This is a genomic window from Micromonospora sp. NPDC048830 (assembly GCF_043198215.1).
In the GTDB taxonomy this organism is placed as follows: Bacteria; Actinomycetota; Actinomycetes; order Mycobacteriales; family Micromonosporaceae; genus Micromonospora.
Genome location: NZ_JBICUP010000017.1, coordinates 78,219 through 95,587, shown reverse-complemented (window position 1 = coordinate 95,587; position 17,369 = coordinate 78,219). Strand labels below are relative to the sequence as shown.

Here is a 17,369-nt window from a genome sequence, read left to right as displayed (position 1 = left end):
GTCCGCAGGCAGACGGTTCGCGGGGTGACCGCGGTGGCAGGGTATGGACTTCATGCCCTGCCACCACACGCGTGCGGCAGCAGACGAGATCCAGCCGGTCGCCCAGGTGGTGGTTCCCGACGACGAAGTCGTGGATCCATCCGACCCTGCGTCACCTTCATAGGCGGCGGTGGGACTCGGCAACGCGCGATCGCGATGCGACGGCCGTCGAGGGTCAGCAGCCGTCGGCCCGGGTGGTCAGCCGCCCAGCGTGACCGCCGTGAAGTGGTAGTTGCCAGGGCCGACCGACTTGTCCAGGGTGCGCATGATCCGGTCTGGGTTGTCGTACGGGCCCTGCTGGAAGTAGGGCTTGCCGTCCAGGCCGAACGTGATCCGGCTCGGTGGCTCCCACGTGCCCAGGTGGGGTGCCGCGCTGTAGAAGTCACGATGCGGGTCGAAGCCGAGTTCGCGAGCATAGTCGACGGCACCGAAGACCAGGTGGCGGGCAAGCTCGATGGGCGCCTCGATCATCGCGGAGTCGTAGGCCGCGAAGAAATCCTCAAGGAAGTACGGCAGGTCGTCGAACGTCGAGGCGGCCGGCGGCACCGCGTTCTTGACCCCGAGGCAGTACGTGTCGACCAGGAATCCGCAGACGGACGCTGAGTCCCCGTCGGCCCGGGCCACGACGACGCTCACCAGGCCGGCGCCGACCGCCATCCGCCGGAGTTTGCGATCATCGACCCAGTCGGCGGGCCGATCCGTGATGGTCAACCCGTTGCTCCACTGGCGGCTGATCCAGCAGCCCACCAGTGGCAAATCCGAGGGGCGGACGCGGTTCGGTCGCTCGACGGCGACTCCCCGCACGAGAGGGGTAACCACAGCGCGGGTGACGCCCAACTCGCGGGCGATCTGCTTGGGGGTCTTGCCGGCCGCGCGAAGCGCCTGCGCCCGTACCTTCAGTTCCTCGGAAATCACCCGGTCATCTTCGTGCCGGTCGCGATCGTGGTCAAACACCCACGTCAGTGCATGGCGAGGCCGCGGACTGCCTCGCGTAGCGGGTGCAGGAACGGGGCCTCCTGCCATCGTCCCGGCCCGTATCGGGCGTAGGCGTACATGACGGCGTAGCACCAGGTGGACGGGCCCGAGAGCCGCAACGGCTCGACGTCGGCGAAGGAAAGTACGCAGCTCGGGCCGTCGATGACGAATTCCAACGCCGTGTCATGGCCGAACGGCAGCCACCGGCCTGCCACGCAGCACCACGTCGTCGTTGGCGTCACCACGACCCGGACGTACGCGAACTCGCGCCATTGTGCCCGCGCCAGGTTCTCCGCCCGCGCCCGCGCGATGCCGTTGCCGACGAGGTTGCCGACCACCGCGCCGGTGACGAAAGCTGGCGACCCATAGGCGTACGTCCAGCCCTGTTCGTACGTGACCGTGGTGCCGTAGAAGCGGGCGTAGTGAAATGGGGCGTCCAGGTAGACGGGGCCGGGATCGAGGAACCCGGGCGCGATCACGAAAGGTGGCAGTTCGCCCCTGGCGAGTCGCTGGTACAGCCGGAGCGCTTCCTGCCAGCCCCGATGCAGCGCCACCTCCGACGGGCGAGGTCTTGGTGGCCGACGCGCGGGTAGCAGTCGGCCCAGCCCGTAGGCGAGAGCGTAGGCGAGAAGCGCCCACGGTCCGGTAAGGCCAACCACGACCACGCAGACCCAACGGCCGTACGCGAACGTACGCCTCGCCCGCCCGTCGACGACCCCGAGGACGAAACCGACGACGGTGGTCACCAGCACTGCGGCGTAGAAGGCAAGCGAGATGCCGCCCGCCCACATCGTGACCTGGAAACACGGGCCGGGCACGCCGTTGCCCCTGTCGGTCGACGCCAGTCCGTGCTCGGCAACGCATGCCTCGTACTGTTCGCCAAGGCGGAAGACAGGCACCGCCAACACAGGCACGAGGGGCATGCCGACGGCGGTGACCACCCAGTGCCGTCCGTCCCGCCGGCGAGATTCTGCCGACTGTGGGACGTTGACCCGGTTCGGTCCACCCATGACGTCCGCCCTCCTCACCGGTCGCGATCGACTATCCGCAGGCAAACAGGCACTTCGAAGATCACTGACGGGCTGCGAGCCTTCACGCTCGGGTCGGCTCAGCCGCGAACCCCGCTCAAGTTCGAAGAGTCGGCAAACGTCGCCGCGCGTCGTATGAACACCGCCAGAACCGCGCACAGTAGGCGCGCCGGGGCACTCTACGGTGGGCAGCGTCGAGAAGTCGGCCGCCCAGCTCTGATCACGGCTCCTACAGCCGGTTCGCCAGGTCAACGGCCTCGGTGAGGAGTGCGTTGAGTTCGTCGTCGGAAACCTGCTCACCACCGAGGACGTGCAGGATCGCCAAGCCCTGGATACGGCCGGCCAACTTCGGGTCGATGTCCGTGTCGATGCTTGGGTCGAGCGCGGCAGCGACCAGTTTCTCGGCACTGCCTGCGTCGGTCTCAGGTCCGCCGGTCATCGTGCTGCGCATCTCGCTGACGAACCGGATGATTTCATCCTGGCTTGCCCCTCGCGAGAAACGACGATTGACCGCCATGTAAAAGACGGCACCGAGCAGCACCCCGAAGCCCTCCCAGCCCTGTGCATCAAGGCGTGCCTCGATGCGGTCGTTCTCGGCGTGCTCTCCGTTCACCATAGTCCGGATATAGGCGACCATGTCAGGACTGATCGTCACGGTGCTTCCTCTCGCGGCGTTTCTTGATCATGTTCGATAGGCCCTTGAGGCCGATAACAACAGCTCCCGCCGCCATGATGACGGACGTGACGGGGTGCTCCAACTGAGGTCGCTCGGCGGGCGCCACGGGCGTCGGCTGACTGGTTGAGGTGGTGGCGCCACCAGGGCGGTTCTTAATCTGCTGCATCAGCTCGCGGAATCCGTCTGTCACGGCCTTCTCGGCTGACTGAAGGTTCCCCTCCGTCTCCTCCGCCTTTTTGACGTGTCGGCGCAAGAACGCTTCCGCTTTGCTGCCCCTGCTCTCCGATTCCGTCACGACGCGCTCGCCGGACGGCAGGGCTGGCTCGGCTGCGTCTCGGAGGGGTGCTGAGCCGGGGGCGATCTCGTTGACGTAGGCGGCCAGGTGTCGGGCGGCGTCGCTGTTCAGCTTCCCGAGGCGGCCAGCCTTGTCCATGGCGGTCCGGCTCTGCGTGACCGCAGCCCGGATGTCCGGGTGTTTACTGCCGTGGCCGGCAGCCGTAAACCGCTGGTACGCCTGTTCGACATCGGCCTGGGCTCGCACTGCCCTGATCGCGATCTCGTCCAGCTGCGTGGTTGCCGAGTTGAGTTGTGCCACGACCTGGGCGAGCAGTCCACTGCTCATCCGAGCGCGGTGCGGAAAGCGGCGGCGTGGTCCTTGGCCCTTCCGATGGTACGCAGGGTCAAATCCACCTCGCGGACTGCCTCGGCGAGGGCCCGCCGAGCCTTCTCGGCGTTGGTGTTCCTGCTGTCCTGCAGGGTGGCAACGGCGAGACCGGCAGCCTCGGCCAGATCAGCGCGGATGCGTTCGATGGCTGCGGTGGCGTGATCGAGGGCGAGATCGCCGTCTCGTAGGGTTGCCTTGACCTCTTCGACGCTCACCGATCAGCCCAAAACGCCGATGTATCGCCGAGCTGCCTCGCCGCTGCCCTGAAGGATCGTGGCGGCTTCGATGAGTCGTTGTTTGCTCTGCTCGGCACGGGCGATCGCCTTCCCGATCATCGGGTGGCCGGTGCCAGCGGCGATTGCCCGCAGCCGAGCAAGTACCTGTTCGGTCCCGTCGATCGCGGCTCGGATCTGGCCAATCGTTGTGTTGCTCCGGTCGACCGATTGGGCGAGAGCGGCCTTGACTTCCTCGATGCTGGCCATGCCGTCCTTTCAGATCGGCTGTGGGTAGGCGACCGGCAGCGGTCGGTGTCGCTCCGGTGTGGACGAACACTACCCAAAGCGCATCGGGTTGTGCAGCCCGGGATGGCCTGCCGGCAGTGGCGGGGCGTGCCCGGAATCTGCGCAGCGCCCCCGAGACGTAGGACCGTCAGCGGTCGAGGTTTCCCCGCCTGACGGCTGCGATGAAGTGCGCCCAGGCCCCGGACTCATAGGTGAGGACCGGCCCGCTGGTGTCCTTGCTGTCGCGCACACCGACGATGTCAGGGAGGTTGTCGGTGACCTCGACGCAGTTGCCGCCATTGTTGCTTCGGGCTGACTTGCGCCAGACGGCACCGGTCAGGTCAGGCACCGGAGTACTCCTCTGCGATCTGCTGAATCAGGCCCTTCGACCGCGACTCGTTGAGAACACGGCCTATCATGTCGGCGCGTCAGAGCCGCGTACGGTAGGCATTGAGGGCTTCCTTCGCCACCATCAGCAGCCCCGCCGAGTCGTGGACGAGACCACGGGACTTGGACAGGTTGGCCTCAGTGGTGCGGACGACCTCAGGCCGGCTGCCGGCGAGTACGCCGAGCAGGGCGTTCTGACTCGCCCACATTCTGCGGTGGATCTCGGCGAGCTGCTTCGAGGCCTTGTCGACCTGCTCGATGACATCTTCGAGCCCACCGATGACCTGCCCCGCGATACTCGACGCGGCACTTCGGCGGCTCGACATAGTCCGGGGCCCGCGAAGCGGGCCATGACTTGCGGCCCCTGACACACGGTGTCTCGTGCTGGGTGGCACCCGCGGCGTTGCGCCGCCATTGCGGGCAGCGGCAGCGCGTCGCTCGTCACGGCGTTCGCGGAGATGATCGAACCCGGCAACTACCAAGGCTTTGCCCTGCGAGCCGACCATGCCGCCGATGACCGCACCGCCTGTGGAAGCGACCGTCGGTGACACGGGTAGGCCGTAGCGGGCACTGGCGAGACCGACAAGCATGCCGACTGCGGCGCCACCCCATTCGACCAGCTTGCCCAGCGTCTCCTTGGCACTCTCGTACTTCAGTCGCCGGGCAAACGGCCTCTCCCTCTTCTGGGTGGCCCTTTGCCTTCGTCCGTATCTCATTGACCGGGGACAGGGTCCAGGAACGCGCAGCCGGTTGAAATCATGACGGGCAGGTTGAGAGCGGTGTCGCGCGCAACCTCGGCGGGAGTCAGGTTGAGAAGCTCCTCGCCTGCTTGCGCCTCTTCGGACTCATCCGCGTAGTAGGCGCAAGCTTCCCAGAGGTTCGGGTGAAGAAACGCATAGGACCATTGCGCGTAGACCTGGACGGGAACGGCGATCTTGGGTTGGCCGGAGTGACCTATCCGGTGCAGGTGAGGTTCCTCCGCCGTGGAGCCGAGTCCTTCTCCGAGGGGAAGCAGTTTGTGACGGCGGAAGACGGGTTCGAGGTCGCCATCGGTGTCGAACTCGACCAGCAGCCCGCGCTGGAGCAAGCTGTCGACCAGTTCGCGGGCCTGCGGCTCCGGGCTGGGTGCCGTCTCCAGTAGCCGGATCAGCGAGTCGCGGTCGACCTCAAGTTTTGCGTGCCGAGCGGCGTCCATAAAGGCCGCCGCCCAGACCGCCGCCTCCGTCTCGCTCAACTCCACGAGGTCGTCGCCGAGGTGAATCTCGTAGCACTCCGGCGTCGGGTCCGGCGGGCGGACGTAGCGGTAGCGCGGTCCCATCGACAGCCCGGCCGGCACGATGACGCGTGGCATGCGGTGTCTCCTCGGATCAGAAGCTGGCAGCGTAGTGCCGGGTCGCTTCGATGGAGCCGGCGGCGAGTTGTGACGCCTCGTTGATCTTCGCCTTGGCCTGCTCCAGCCGGGCGATTGCCTCAACGACCCGAGGATGGGCGGTGCCGCTGGTGACGGCGCGCAGTTGAGCCAGGCTCTGATCAATGGAGTCGTGTACCGCCCTGAGCTGCGCCACCTGCTCCTGCGTGGATCGGCCGAACTGGTTGATCCCGGCCTTGATCTCCTGGATCGATGCCACCGCGTTCCTCCGATCGGCAACGGTCGCTTCCGCTGCGACCGTACCGGATCATGCACGCTACGTCAGCCCGGGGTCGCTCATCGGTCAGACCGGCTGGGGTGGGAAGCAGCAACGAGGTTCGGGGTGCTCTCCGGTGACCCGGCGCGCACCCCGACAGGTGTCCCGTCAGCGAATGAACGAGTCGTGCCTTACGCCAGCGACGAAGCGCGCCCAAGCCTGTGGATCGAAGGTGAGGACCGGGCCGTTCGGGTCTTTGCTGTCCCGTAGCCCGACCATGCCTCCTAGGCCGTCCGCCACCTCGACGCAGTTGCCGGAGCCGTTGCTGCGGGCGCTTTTCCGCCAGGTCACGCGGGCCGTGCCGACCTCTTCCACCCGCGCCATCCTCTCATAGCTCGTCGATCGCCCCCTGGATCAGTGCGCGCGACTCCCGAGTGCTGGCAGCCGTGGCGACCAGGTGCTCGAAGACCCGGCTGTACTCCCTGACCTGTTGGCCTTCGAGGTAGAGGCTACCCGCGCGGGTTTCGACGTAGACGACCCCCGGATCGGCCGGCTCTGGGAAGGTCAGCAAGCTGAAGGCGCTGCCCATCGACCCGTACTCGCCAGCGGCGAAGGTCAGGATCTGGATGGTGTTGCCGGGCCTGTCAGCCTCCTCGACCAGCCGCCGCAACTGCGCCCTGAACGGCTCGACGCCCCCGATCGGCCGCCGAAGTGCCGCCTCGTCCAGTACCACCCACAGCTTGGGCGGGCTGTCGCTGGCCTGTCGGCGCATTCGCAGCTCGATACGGCGCTCGACCTCCTCTGTGGAAGCGTCTGGATGCTCAGCGCGGATGACCGCGCGGGCGTAGTCGGCGGTCTGGAGCAGGCCCGGGATCAGTTGCGGCTCGAACGCCCGGACTTCCGACGCCTCCGCCTCCAGTCCGACGTAGACCTCGAACCACGCCGGTAGTACGTCGTCGTACGCCTGCCACCAGCCGCGCTTGCGGGCGTCCCGAGCCACCTGGACGAGCGCGTCGACCTCGTCTCCTTCCACGCCGTACAGCTCAAGCAAGCCGCGGGCAACCGGTGGCATCACGGAGACCTGCGCGTTCTCGATCCGGCTCAGCGCGGATTTCGAAATGCCGATCTCCTTGGCCGCCTGGTCGGCGGTCATGCCGGTCTGCTCCCGCAGGCGGCGTAGGGCTGCGGCGAGGCGCCGCCGACGGACGGTCGGGCTTCCAGTCATGTCGAGCATTGTGGACCGCCAGGGCGGAGTGCGCAACGACCCCGGACTGAATCGGGAGTTGCGTAAAGGAACTGTGTCGGTGCACGATGAGTGAGGCTGCGAGTCGGTTGAGTGATCGAGTTCGCGTGGCTCGACAGCCCCTGAGCTGCCCTGCTGTCGTACTGCTGATTGAAGGCTGCGGTGGTAGGTGCTGGTGGGTCCGTCGATGCGCGGAGGGTCGACGGCCCCACCGTCCAGGTGGCATTCACGTTCGAGAGGTAGGTACCCATGCGTGTTCTCTTCCGGCGGCTCGGGCGCCGCGAGCGGCCGGCGCCGGCCACCTGCTACCGGTCCGCTTCCTACCAACCGCTGCGCCCCTGGCAGGTGCGCGAACGGCGGTTCAGCCGCAGCCCGTTCGGCCGGCGGGGCGTGGACCCGGACGAGGTGGCGCTGTTCCTCGACCGGGTGGCCGGCGACCTCGCGACGGTCTACGACGCGCTGGCCCGCAGCCGCCAGGAGACCGACCGGATCCGGGACGCGCTGCGCCGCTGGCAGTCCGAGCAGGCCCGGGCCCGCTCGGCGGGGCAGTGGCGCAACGAGCGGGGGAGCGGGCGGTGACCGGGCGCTGGGTGGTGCACCTGCCGGTGGTCGCGCCGGACCTGCCCGCGGCGCAGCGGATCGCCCGGGTGGTGGCCCGGTGGACGCTGATCCTGCCCCAGACCGACCCCGGCGAGATCACCGTGTCGGCCGAGGACGCGCAGGGCGTACGGCATCGGGTGTTCTGCGACCTGTTGCTGCCCGGCGGCCGGCGCTGCGTGCTCCGGGCCGACCACGACGGCCCCTGCGCCCGCCGGCTGGTGATCCAATGAAGGGTGTTCCGACGGTCGCCTGTCCCGACTGCTCCGGGCTGGGCTTCCAGGTCCGGCGGTGCCGGTGCACGGACGGCGGCGACCGGTTGCTGGTCGACGGGGACGCCTACGCCGACGAACCGTACCGCGAGTGCCGGCTGTGTCGGGGTGACGGCAGTGTCGCCGTACCGTGCCCGGGGTGCGAACGGACCGGCCGGCGGCGGGCGGAGGTGGTGGTGTCCGTGGTCAACCTGGACACCGGCGCGGTGGCCTCCGAGCGGTTTCGGCCCGGCCGGTTCGCCCCGGTGCGCACCCCCGACGGGCTGTGGGAGGTGCCGCTGCGGCCGGTCGCGGCCCGCCTGGCCGAGCGGGTCGGCGCGCGGGACGTGCGCGGGATCTCCCCGACCGGCCGGGCGCTGGACGCGCCGCTGCTCTGGCTGCCCCGGACGTGGCGGCCGGACCTGCCCGCCGACCAACGGTACGCGGCCGAGGCCGAGGCGCTGGCCCGCGCGGACCACACACCCTGGGTGGTGCTGCTCGGCCGCGCCGCCGAGCCGCCCCCGCCACCCGCGCCGGGGCGGCACCTCGGTTGGCTCTGCGGGGTGGCCGGGCTGCTCCACCTCGACCTGGTCGTGGAGGCCCGGCGGCGGCACGACCAGGTGTGCTGGGACGTCCGGTTCGAGCTGCCGGGCGGGGACGTGCCGGACGCGCCGCGCCGGCAGGGTTTTGATCTGCCGGCCGCCGTCGTGGACACCACGGTCGCCGCCGCGCTGGCCGGGCTCGCCGAGTCCGGGCTGACCGCGCCGGCGTACACGGTGCGGTCGTCGCTCGGCGTGCCCGCCGCACCGTCCGACGTGGACGTCACGGCGCTCGGCGGGCGGATCCTCACCGAGCTGGCCGGCGGGCCCGGCGCGCAGGCGATCTGGCGGGACGGCCGCTGGTGGCACACCCTGCTGCGGCCCGGTGGGCGCGTCGAGGTGCTGCACGAGCACGACACCGGGCAGATCGTCCGCTGGACGACTACCGCGCTGCTGCGGGTGACCGAGCCGCCGGACCCGGCCTGGTGGGGCGCACCCATCACCCACCGGGACTGCCCCGACTGCCGGCCCGGCAGCCGGCTGCGCCGCTGTGCCTGCCGGGTCGGCGCCGCCGGCCCGGACCCGGACTGCCCGGACTGCGCGGGCGCCGGGATGGCCCCCGGGTGGGGCCCCTGCCCCGCCTGCGGGGGCAGCCGCCGCGTCTACTCGGCGCTGACCCTGACCGTCACCGATCTCACCCGGGTCACCCACCGCCTGTGGCAGCCGGCGGCGGGCGAGCCAGCGAGGCGAATCGGCGCGCAAGCCAACGGCACGCCGGTCGTCCAGCTCCGCGAGCACTACCGGGCCGCGCGGCTGGCGGCCCCCTTCGGCGTACGCCCGGAGCACCTGATCCGGCTCGACCAGCCCGGCGGCTTCTGCCTCGGCCAGGACCTGCTGGAGGGCACCGTGACCCTCGACCGGCCCGACGACGACCCGGCGGCGCGCTACGTCGCGGCGGCCGCCCGCGGGGCGCCCGGCGCCCGGCTCGTCGTGCTGGCGCAGCCGCCGGACGTGCCGCCGGTGGCCGACCTGGTGCGGCTCGCGGCGGGGCTGGACCTGGCCGTCGCCGTCACCGCCTGCGATCATCGGCGCGACGCCGCCGACCCGACCCGGCTGCACGGCGTCCGGTGGCAGCTCGACATCGTGCCCCGGGACGCGCCGTTCGGCCTCGCCCAACCCTGGTGGCCCAGCCCCGAGACCGCCGTCGCGGACTGCCTCGACCGGCTGGGCGGCGCGCTGCTGGAGGCCGTGCCCCGGAGCCCGGACCGGCCGGTGCCGGCGCCCACGGCCACCGCACCGGGGGCGGTCGGCGACCCGGCGTCGCTGCTGCGCCGGCTCGCGCGACGGTACGCCGGGCAGGTCGTCGCCGTACGCGTCGACCGGGCCGGCTGCCAGTTCTGGCTGGCCGAGGAGGCCGGCGCGCGGGCACTCACCGGCGCGGTGACCCTGGTGGAGGCGGTGGCCGCCCTGCGGCTCGATTGACCATCTCGACACATCGGACGGTGACCCGGGTCTGACGCGCCGTGGCGATTGTGGATAGGGTCGGCCGGGTGGCCGTGATCCATGGGCTTGGGGAGTCGTTTGTGGAGTCGGTGGCGTCGGCGTTCGGGCGGGCAGTGGCGGCGCACCGGGAGGCCGTGTCGCATGTGGAGGCCGCCCGTGCCCGGTTGCGGGACGCGGCGGCCACCGTCGGCCCGTCGTCGCAGGCCGGAGCGGAGGCCCAGCGGCTGGCCGCCGGCATGCGGCAGCTCGCCGTCGCGTTGACCCCGGGTTGGCTGGGCTGCCGCTGGGAATCGGCCGCCGACCTGCCCACCGGGGTCGACGCGGCGGTCGGCCGTCCGCTGCCGGTCCGGCTGGGGGACGCGTCGGCCGGCGCCGAAGCCGGGTTTCCGGTGGTGGTGCCGTTCGTCGGCGCCGGGCACCTGGCGATCGACGCGGACGCCCGCGACCCGGCCGTGGCCCGGTGGCTTCGCGGTGTGCTGCTGCGGGTGCTGGCCGCGCTGCCCGATGGCGCGTTACGGGTGGCCGCGGTGGACGGCGCGACGCTGGGCGCGGTGTTCGGGCCGTTCCGGGCGATGGTGGACGCGGAGGCGTGGCCGCGGCCGGCGACCGACCTGCCGGGCTTCCAGCAGGTGCTGGCCGAGGCGGAGGAGCGCATCGAGCGCGCCCAGGCCGGTGAGTCGGACCGGTCGGTGCTGCTGGTGTGCGTCGCGGCGCCGCCTGAGGGCGCCGGGCGCACGGAGTGGTCGCGGCTGGCGGCCATCGCGCACGCGGGGCCGGCGGCGGGCGTGTTCCTGCTGCTCGCCGGGTACCCGCCGCCGCAGCACCCGGGGCTGGAGGCGGCACCGCGGCTGGAGAACTGCACCCACCTGACCGCCGTGGGTGGTGGCGCGTTCGCGGTGTCGGACCCGCCGGGCCCGCACCGGTTCGGCGCCGACGGCTCGGGGTTGCCGGTGCCGGTGCGGTTGGCCGCCGGGCCGCCGGACGACCTGGTGGAGGCGGTCTGCCGCAGGCTGGCGAAGTCCGCGCGGGTGCAGGCGTCGACGGACTTCGCGGCGCTGATGCCAGCCGAGATCTGGCGGGAGTCGTCCGTCCACGGCCTGCGGACGGTCGTGGGCCGGGAGGGCCGCGCCGACTGCGTGCTGGCGCTGGACGACGCGACGCCGCACTGGCTGGTGGGTGGGCGCACCGGGTCGGGCAAGACCGTGTTCCTGCTCGACGTGCTCTACGGGCTGGCGTCGCGGTACTCGCCGGACGAACTGGGCCTGTACCTGCTCGACTTCAAGGAGGGCGTGTCGTTCGCGGAGTTCACCCCGACCGCGGTGGACCCGTCGTGGATTCCGCACGCCCGCACGGTCGGCATCGAGTCCGATCGGGAGTACGGGTTGGCGGTGCTGCGGGCGCTGTCGCGGGAGATGACTCGGCGGGCGACCGAGCTGAAGCGGGCCGGGGTGACCAAACTGGCGGACCTGCGCGCAGGGCGGCCGGACGTGGCGATGCCGCGGCTGCTGGCGGTGATCGACGAGTTCCACGTGCTCTTCGAGGGCAACGACGCGGTGGCCCGGCAGGCGGTGGCCCTGCTGGAGGAGTTGGCCCGCAAGGGCCGCTCGTACGGCATCCACCTGATCCTGGCGTCGCAGACCATCTCCGGGGTGGAGGCGCTGTTCACCAAGACCGAGTCGATCTTCGGGCAGTTCCCGCTGCGCGTGGCGCTCGCCGGTGGCGGCGGGATCCTCGACGAGCTCAACGACGGCGCGGACGATCTGCCGATCGGCGTGGCGGTCGTCAACGCCGCCGCCGGCATAGCGGGCGCGAACCGGGTCATCCGGTTCCCGAACGCCGACGCCGGATCGGTGACGGCCCAGCGGCACCTGCTCTGGAACGCCCGGCCACCCGGCGACGCGCCCCCGGCGGTGTTCGCCGGGTACGCCGAGCAGCACCCCGACCAGGATCCCACCTTCGTGCGCCTGACACCGGACGTGCGGCGCCGGCGGGCCCTGGTCGGCCGGGCCGTCGACGTGGGCCTGCCCAGCGCGGGCTTCACCCTGGAGGCCACCCCCGGCAGCCACCTCGCCGTGCTCGGCACGTCGCCGGTCGGCGCCGACATCCTGTACGCGGCGACCGCTGGCCTGGCCCGCCAGCACGCACCCGACACCGCGCGGTTCCTGCTCGCGCCGCTGGTCGCGGCGGCCGACGACGCCGCCGACGCCACGGCCGCGGCGATCACCGCCGCCGGGCACTCCTGCGAGACGGTCACGGCCGCCCAGTTCCGGGCGCGACTGGCGGAGCTCGCGCAGTCGGGCAACGCGGGGAGCGAGCCGACCGGGGGTACGACGTACCTGGTGGTCTTCGGCGCCGACAGCGCCAGCAGCCTCCTGGCCGCCAGCGACCCCACCACCTACCGTTCCGGGCGCGACGACCTGCGCGACGTGCTCGCCAACGGGCCCACCCACGGCCTCCACCTGCTCGGCTGGTGGCGCACCCTGAGCCGCTTCGCCGACGACATCGGCTCCACCGGCGGCGAGATCGGCTGCCTGGTCGCCCTCAACCTGCCCGCGAACGACGTGGGCTCACTGCTCGGCGACTACGCGGCCGACTGGCGGTACCGGCCCAACCGGGCGCTGCTGATCGACCGGCACGAGAACCGCCGCGCCCTCATCGTTCCGTACGTCCGCCCCGGGACCCTCGACCAAGGCGACGACCTCGCATGAGCGACCACCCCTTCACCCCGATGCCCCGAGACGGCGGCTGGGCCGCCTACACCGAACAGTCGCGCCGGCTGGCAGCCCTGCTGGGCGACGAACGCGCCCGCATGGAGCAGACTGCCGCCGCCAGCCGCAGCGGGCGGGCCGCCGTCGACCACCTCACCCATCGGCTCACCGCGCAGCGGCACCACCTCGTGGCGCTGGCGGCCACCCTCCGCCTGCCCGAGCCGCACGTCGGCGCGATCGCGCCCAGCCCCGTGGCCGACCCCGCGGACGCCCTGCGCCGTGCCGGCGCCGCCGCCGACGCGGCCGACGCCGCCGCGGAAGCCGCCCACCGGCGTGCCGCCCAACCGCCGCTGCTGCCCAGCCTCACGCCGCTGGCCCGCAACGCCCTCGTCTACACCGCCGTTGCGGCGGTCGGCACCTGCGCGTCCCTGCTGATGTTCGCCGTCAGCCCCGACACCGAATTCGGTCGTATCCCGTGGCAGCTCGTGCCCTGGTCCCTCTGCGGCCTACCGGCACTGGCATTCTTCGCCGGCTACCTCACGATCAGCCTCGTCGGCCAACCCCGCATCGGGGGCGGCGGCACTCGCTCGGCCCGGGCCGGCGGGGTGATCTGTTTCGTCGGCATGCCGATCCTGTGGTTCGTCTTCATCGCCGCCACCGGAGGCTGACCACGGCACGGACGCGCTCGGCTGGGACGGGAGGTGGCCGGGCACTAGGATTCGGCGGGTCAGGCGGTGCCGCCGACGGCACGGAGGGCAGTGGGGGGCGAAGAGCGGCATGACCCTGTTACGGGACGTGATCGACATTCCGGCCTCGGTCGGCGACGGCGACTTCGTCGTACGCGCCGCCGAGGGCGCCGACCTGCGCCGGTACGTCGTCACCGACCAGCTCCGGGACAACTTCGCCGACGCGCTGCGCCGCATCGGTCACGCGGTGACGACCGGCCGGTCGCAGGCGGTGTTCCTGCACGGCTCGTTCGGCTCCGGTAAGTCGCACTTCATGGCGGTGCTGCGGGAGATCCTCCAGCACAACCCCGATGCCCGGCAGGTGCGCGGCCTGGCCGAGCCGGTGCTCGCCGCCGACTCCTGGCTGCGCGACCGGAGGCTGCTCAGCCTCACCTTCCACATGCTCGACGCGCGCTCGGTCGAGCAGGCGATCCTGGAGGGCTACCTCCGGCAGGTCACCGCGCTGCACCCGGAGGCGCCCGTTCCCGCCGTACACCGGTCGGACGCGCTGCTGGACGACGCCGCGCGGCTGCGCGAGCGGATGGGCGACGACGCCTTCTTCGCCGCGCTGCACGACGGCGGCGGCGCCCCCGCCGCCGGTGGCGCGGGCCTGGGCCTCGCCGCGCACGTCGCCCGCGCGGCCGGCTGGACCCCCCAGACGTACGCCGCCGCCGCGGCGGCGGCCCCCGGCACCGCGGAGCGGGACCGGCTGGTCAGCGCCCTGACCAGCACGTTCTTCACCGGAGCGGTGCGCAGCGCCGAGTATCTGGACCTCGACACCGGCCTCGCGGTGATCACCCGGCACGCCAAGGCCCTCGGGTACGACGGCCTCGTGCTCTTCCTCGACGAGCTGATCCTCTGGCTCTCCACGAAGATCAGCGACCACACCTTCGTCAACACCGAGGGCGCGAAGCTCAACAAGCTGGTCGAGTCGGCCGACGCCACCCGGCCGCTGCCGCTGGTCTCGTTCGTCGCCCGGCAGCGCAACCTGGAGGACTTCCTCGGCCCCCAGGTCGGCGGCACCGAGCGGGAGGCCCTGGCGCACGTCATGCGCAGCGTGCAGGGCCGCTTCGGCGAGATCGTCCTGGCCGACACCAACCTGCCCGAGATCACCGAGAAACGGCTGCTCAAGCCGCTCACCGACGAGGGCAGGGCGGTGATCGACAACGCGTTCGCGGCGGTGAAGGGCAACCGGGAGGTGTGGGACGCCCTGCTGCTCGGCGCCCAGTACGGCGACGCCGGCATCGGCTCCGACGCCGCCGCCTTCCGCAAGCTGTACCCGTTCTCGCCCGCGCTGGTGGCCACCCTGGTCGCCCTGTCGCAGGCGCTCCAGCGCGAGCGGACCGCGCTCAAGGTGATGACCGAGCTGCTGGTCGACCGCCGGGACACGCTGCGGGTCAACGACCTGATCGGCGTGGCCGCGCTGTTCGACCCGCTGGTGCTGCACGGCGAGCTGCCCGACCGGCCCAAGCTCAAGCAGCTCTTCCAGGCCGCCCGCACCCTCTACAGCCAGAAGCTGCGGCCGATCCTGCTCAACCTCAACGGAATCACCGAGGAGCAGGCGGCCGGGCACCAGCAGTTCCAGCTCGACGACAAGCTGATCAAGACGGTGCTGCTCGGCGCGCTGGTCCCCGAGGTGCCGGCGCTGCACAACCTCACCGCCGCCAAGCTGCACGCCCTGAACTTCGGCTCGATCACCTCGCCGATCCCCGGCTACGAGCGGCAGATCGTGCTCAACCGGCTCAACCGGGTCGCCGACAGCGCGGGTGAGCTGCACCTGACCAAGACCCCCGACCCGGTCGTCTCCCTCAAGCTGCACGCCGTCGACTACGACAAGCTGCTCGACCTGGTCCCCGAGGACGAGGCCACCACCACCGGCGTGCGGCAGCAGCTCATCCGCGAGCTGGTCACCGCCGAGCTGGACATCAGCGGGGCGGAGGGGCAGCTCGGCGAGCTGCTGGTCCCCCGGGACTGGCGGGGCCGGCGGCACACCGTGCAGGTGAAGTTCGGCAACGTCCGCGACCCCGACACGATGCCCGTCTCGGCGCTGATCGCCACGGGCGAGGCGTGGCGGATCGTCATCGACTACCCGTTCGACCCGCAGAACCTGGAGCGCAGCCACGACCGCGCCCGCATCGGCAGCCTGGAGCGCGGCTCGCGGACGGTCTTCTGGCTGCCCTTCTATCTGACCGACGAGATGATGGGCAAGGTCGCCCAGCTCGCGAAGATCAACTATCTGCTCGGCAACGGCAGCGGCGACCGGCTCAACTCGCTGGCCGCCGACTGGCCGCTGGCCGACCGGCAGCAGGGCCGCGTCTACCTCCAGCAGCGCCAGACGCAACTGCGCGGCACGCTGCTCAGCGCGCTCATGCAGGCGTACGGGGCCGCCACCTCGCGCGGCGCCGACGTGCAGGACGACAGCATCGGCGTCTTCCACACCCTGGCCGAGGGGCTGCACGTCGGCGACCCGCGCGGCGGCACCCTCGCCGAGGCGTTCCGCAACCTCACCGGCGAGCTGCTCGCCTGGTCGTACCCCGGCCGGCCGGCGATGCCCGACGACGAGAAGCCCGTCACCCGCGGCGAGATGACAAAGGTCCTGGAGTACGCGGCGAAGGCCGCCGCCGACCCCGCCCGGGGCGTCAGCGTGCCCAACCCCGCCGACCAGCGCACCCTGCGCCGGATCTGCAACAACCTGCGCCTCGGCGAGTACACCGACGGCCGGTACGTGCTGAACACCACCACCTGCCGGTGGAGCCAGCACCTGCTCCAGGCCGCCGCCAACGCGGGCTACGTCGACCACTTCCCCGTCCACGAGCTGCGCAGGCTCATCGACGAGCCCGCCGCGTTCGGGTTCGACCGGGAACTCCAGAACCTGATCATCATGGTGTTCGGGCTGGAGCAGCAGCTCGCCTGGTACCAGCACGGCGGCAAGGTCGACGTGGCCAGCGTCGTCGCCGTACGGGACGACCTGGAGCTGCGGCACCCGCCGATGCCCGGCGAGCGGGCGTGGGCCGGCGCGGTGGACCGGGGGTCGCGCCTCTTCGGCGCGGCGCTGCCCGTCTGGCGCACCCCGGCCAACCTCGGCGAACTCGCCGGCACCCTGCGCCGGGAGGCGGACGCGCGCAGGAAGGCGGCCGGCGACCTCGTCCAGGCGCTCGATGCGCACGCCGACGTGCTGGGCCTGGACGCGTCCGCGACCAGCGGCCGGCTCGCCACCGCCCGCCGGGCCGCCCGCTTCGTGGCCGACCTGGCCGGCGAGCGCGACGACGTGGTGCTGGTCGAGACGGCCGCCCGCGCCGACCTCGGCGACATCGACGACAAGGCGGTCGGCGCGCTGCTGGGCCAGGCCGGCGAGCTGGTCAGGGCGCTGGCGAGCACGCAGTGGCCCCTGCTGCGGGCGATCGTGGCCCGGTCCGAGCGGGACGACCAGGCGCGGACGATTGTCGCGCGGCTCCGGGACGTGGCGGGGCACCAGCAGCACGGGGAGGATCTGGCCGACGCCCTCAGGACGGCCGTCGAGACGGCGGCGGCGCTGCTCGCCGCGGACAAGCCGCGGCCTTCGGACGACCGGCGGGTGACCCCGCCCCAGGACGGGCCGTCCGGCGGTGGTCCCGGCGGGAGCGGCCCCGGGAACGTGCCGCCGCAGCGCCCGCCCGCCGACCGCGACCCCACCCTGGTGCCGGCCGGCGACGGCGGGCCCGCCCTGCCCGGCGACCGGACGCTCGGCACGCCGAACGGCGGCGGCGCGACCGGGCCGGACTCCGGGAGCGCCCAGCGCCGGGAGGTGGCCGACGCGGCGGCGTGGCAGACGGTCGCGGCCGAGATCGCGCAGGAGATCGCCGCCGGGCGGCGGGTCACGGTCACCTGGGAGGCCCGGTGACGGTGGCTGTCGAGCCGGCCGGGGCCCTG

General features: G+C 71.9%; 18 protein-coding genes. 6 read left to right on the top strand and 12 right to left on the bottom strand.

What is annotated here, in order from left to right; translation table 11 throughout:
* Positions 1-237: 237 nt before the first annotated feature.
* The 12 genes from ACGFIZ_RS16870 to ACGFIZ_RS16815 all read right to left on the bottom strand — a co-directional run bounded on the left by ACGFIZ_RS16870 (position 238) and on the right by ACGFIZ_RS16815 (position 7,119).
* Positions 238-993 (bottom strand): hypothetical protein, encoded by a 756-nt coding sequence (locus ACGFIZ_RS16870; RefSeq protein WP_393420136.1) that lies wholly within the window; start codon positions 991-993, stop codon positions 238-240.
* A 5-nt stretch (positions 994-998) separates the two neighbouring features.
* The gene (locus tag ACGFIZ_RS16865) at positions 999-2,024 is read right to left on the bottom strand and encodes a hypothetical protein (protein ID WP_393420134.1); all 1,026 of its coding nucleotides are present in this window, start codon (positions 2,022-2,024) and stop codon (positions 999-1,001) included.
* Positions 2,025-2,271: 247 nt separating this feature from the next.
* Positions 2,272-2,679 carry a hypothetical protein gene (locus ACGFIZ_RS16860; protein WP_393420191.1) on the bottom strand — a complete coding sequence of 136 codons (408 nt, stop codon included), beginning with the start codon at positions 2,677-2,679 and terminating at the stop codon, positions 2,272-2,274.
* A gap of 1 nt (position 2,680) precedes the next feature.
* Positions 2,681-3,340 carry a hypothetical protein gene (locus tag ACGFIZ_RS16855; RefSeq protein WP_393420132.1) on the bottom strand — a complete coding sequence of 220 codons (660 nt, stop codon included), beginning with the start codon at positions 3,338-3,340 and terminating at the stop codon, positions 2,681-2,683.
* Complete coding sequence (locus ACGFIZ_RS16850; RefSeq protein WP_393420130.1) at positions 3,337-3,597, bottom strand: hypothetical protein; 261 nt, start codon at positions 3,595-3,597, stop codon at positions 3,337-3,339. The genes ACGFIZ_RS16855 and ACGFIZ_RS16850 overlap by 4 nt, the downstream gene beginning before the upstream one ends.
* A 3-nt stretch (positions 3,598-3,600) precedes the next feature.
* Positions 3,601-3,864 carry a hypothetical protein gene (locus tag ACGFIZ_RS16845; protein ID WP_393420128.1) on the bottom strand — a complete coding sequence of 88 codons (264 nt, stop codon included), beginning with the start codon at positions 3,862-3,864 and terminating at the stop codon, positions 3,601-3,603.
* A gap of 166 nt (positions 3,865-4,030) precedes the next feature.
* Positions 4,031-4,231 (bottom strand): DUF397 domain-containing protein, encoded by a 201-nt coding sequence (locus ACGFIZ_RS16840; RefSeq protein ID WP_393420126.1) that lies wholly within the window; start codon positions 4,229-4,231, stop codon positions 4,031-4,033.
* Positions 4,232-4,310: 79 nt separating this feature from the next.
* Complete coding sequence (locus ACGFIZ_RS16835; protein ID WP_393420124.1) at positions 4,311-4,595, bottom strand: hypothetical protein; 285 nt, start codon at positions 4,593-4,595, stop codon at positions 4,311-4,313.
* 386 nt (positions 4,596-4,981) lie between these two features.
* The gene (locus ACGFIZ_RS16830; protein WP_393420122.1) at positions 4,982-5,620 is read right to left on the bottom strand and encodes a hypothetical protein; all 639 of its coding nucleotides are present in this window, start codon (positions 5,618-5,620) and stop codon (positions 4,982-4,984) included.
* A gap of 16 nt (positions 5,621-5,636) precedes the next feature.
* Positions 5,637-5,897 (bottom strand): hypothetical protein, encoded by a 261-nt coding sequence (locus tag ACGFIZ_RS16825; RefSeq protein WP_347669942.1) that lies wholly within the window; start codon positions 5,895-5,897, stop codon positions 5,637-5,639.
* Positions 5,898-6,062: 165 nt separating this feature from the next.
* Positions 6,063-6,278 (bottom strand): DUF397 domain-containing protein, encoded by a 216-nt coding sequence (locus ACGFIZ_RS16820; protein ID WP_393420120.1) that lies wholly within the window; start codon positions 6,276-6,278, stop codon positions 6,063-6,065.
* A 4-nt stretch (positions 6,279-6,282) separates the two neighbouring features.
* Positions 6,283-7,119, bottom strand: coding sequence for a helix-turn-helix domain-containing protein (locus ACGFIZ_RS16815; protein ID WP_393420189.1), 837 nt, complete (start codon positions 7,117-7,119; stop codon positions 6,283-6,285).
* Between the two features lie 267 nt (positions 7,120-7,386).
* Here ACGFIZ_RS16815 and ACGFIZ_RS16810 point away from each other — a divergent pair, with 267 nt between their 5' ends.
* The 6 genes from ACGFIZ_RS16810 to ACGFIZ_RS16785 all read left to right on the top strand — a co-directional run bounded on the left by ACGFIZ_RS16810 (position 7,387) and on the right by ACGFIZ_RS16785 (position 17,340).
* A complete protein-coding gene (locus ACGFIZ_RS16810) occupies positions 7,387-7,716 on the top strand; it encodes a DivIVA domain-containing protein (RefSeq protein WP_393420118.1) in 330 nt (109 codons plus the stop codon).
* A complete protein-coding gene (locus ACGFIZ_RS16805; RefSeq protein ID WP_393420116.1) occupies positions 7,713-7,967 on the top strand; it encodes a hypothetical protein in 255 nt (84 codons plus the stop codon). Before ACGFIZ_RS16810 ends, ACGFIZ_RS16805 begins: the two co-directional genes overlap by 4 nt.
* A complete protein-coding gene (locus ACGFIZ_RS16800; protein ID WP_393420114.1) occupies positions 7,964-10,006 on the top strand; it encodes a hypothetical protein in 2,043 nt (680 codons plus the stop codon). Before ACGFIZ_RS16805 ends, ACGFIZ_RS16800 begins: the two co-directional genes overlap by 4 nt.
* 257 nt (positions 10,007-10,263) lie before the next feature.
* Positions 10,264-12,735 carry an FtsK/SpoIIIE domain-containing protein gene (locus tag ACGFIZ_RS16795; protein ID WP_393420188.1) on the top strand — a complete coding sequence of 824 codons (2,472 nt, stop codon included), beginning with the start codon at positions 10,264-10,266 and terminating at the stop codon, positions 12,733-12,735.
* Positions 12,732-13,403, top strand: a complete 672-nt coding sequence (locus ACGFIZ_RS16790) for a hypothetical protein (RefSeq protein WP_393420112.1) — start codon at positions 12,732-12,734, stop codon at positions 13,401-13,403. The genes ACGFIZ_RS16795 and ACGFIZ_RS16790 overlap by 4 nt, the downstream gene beginning before the upstream one ends.
* A 109-nt stretch (positions 13,404-13,512) precedes the next feature.
* Entirely contained in the window at positions 13,513-17,340 is a 3,828-nt protein-coding gene (locus tag ACGFIZ_RS16785; RefSeq protein WP_393420110.1) for a phage resistance protein, read from the top strand.
* Positions 17,341-17,369: the final 29 nt, after the last annotated feature.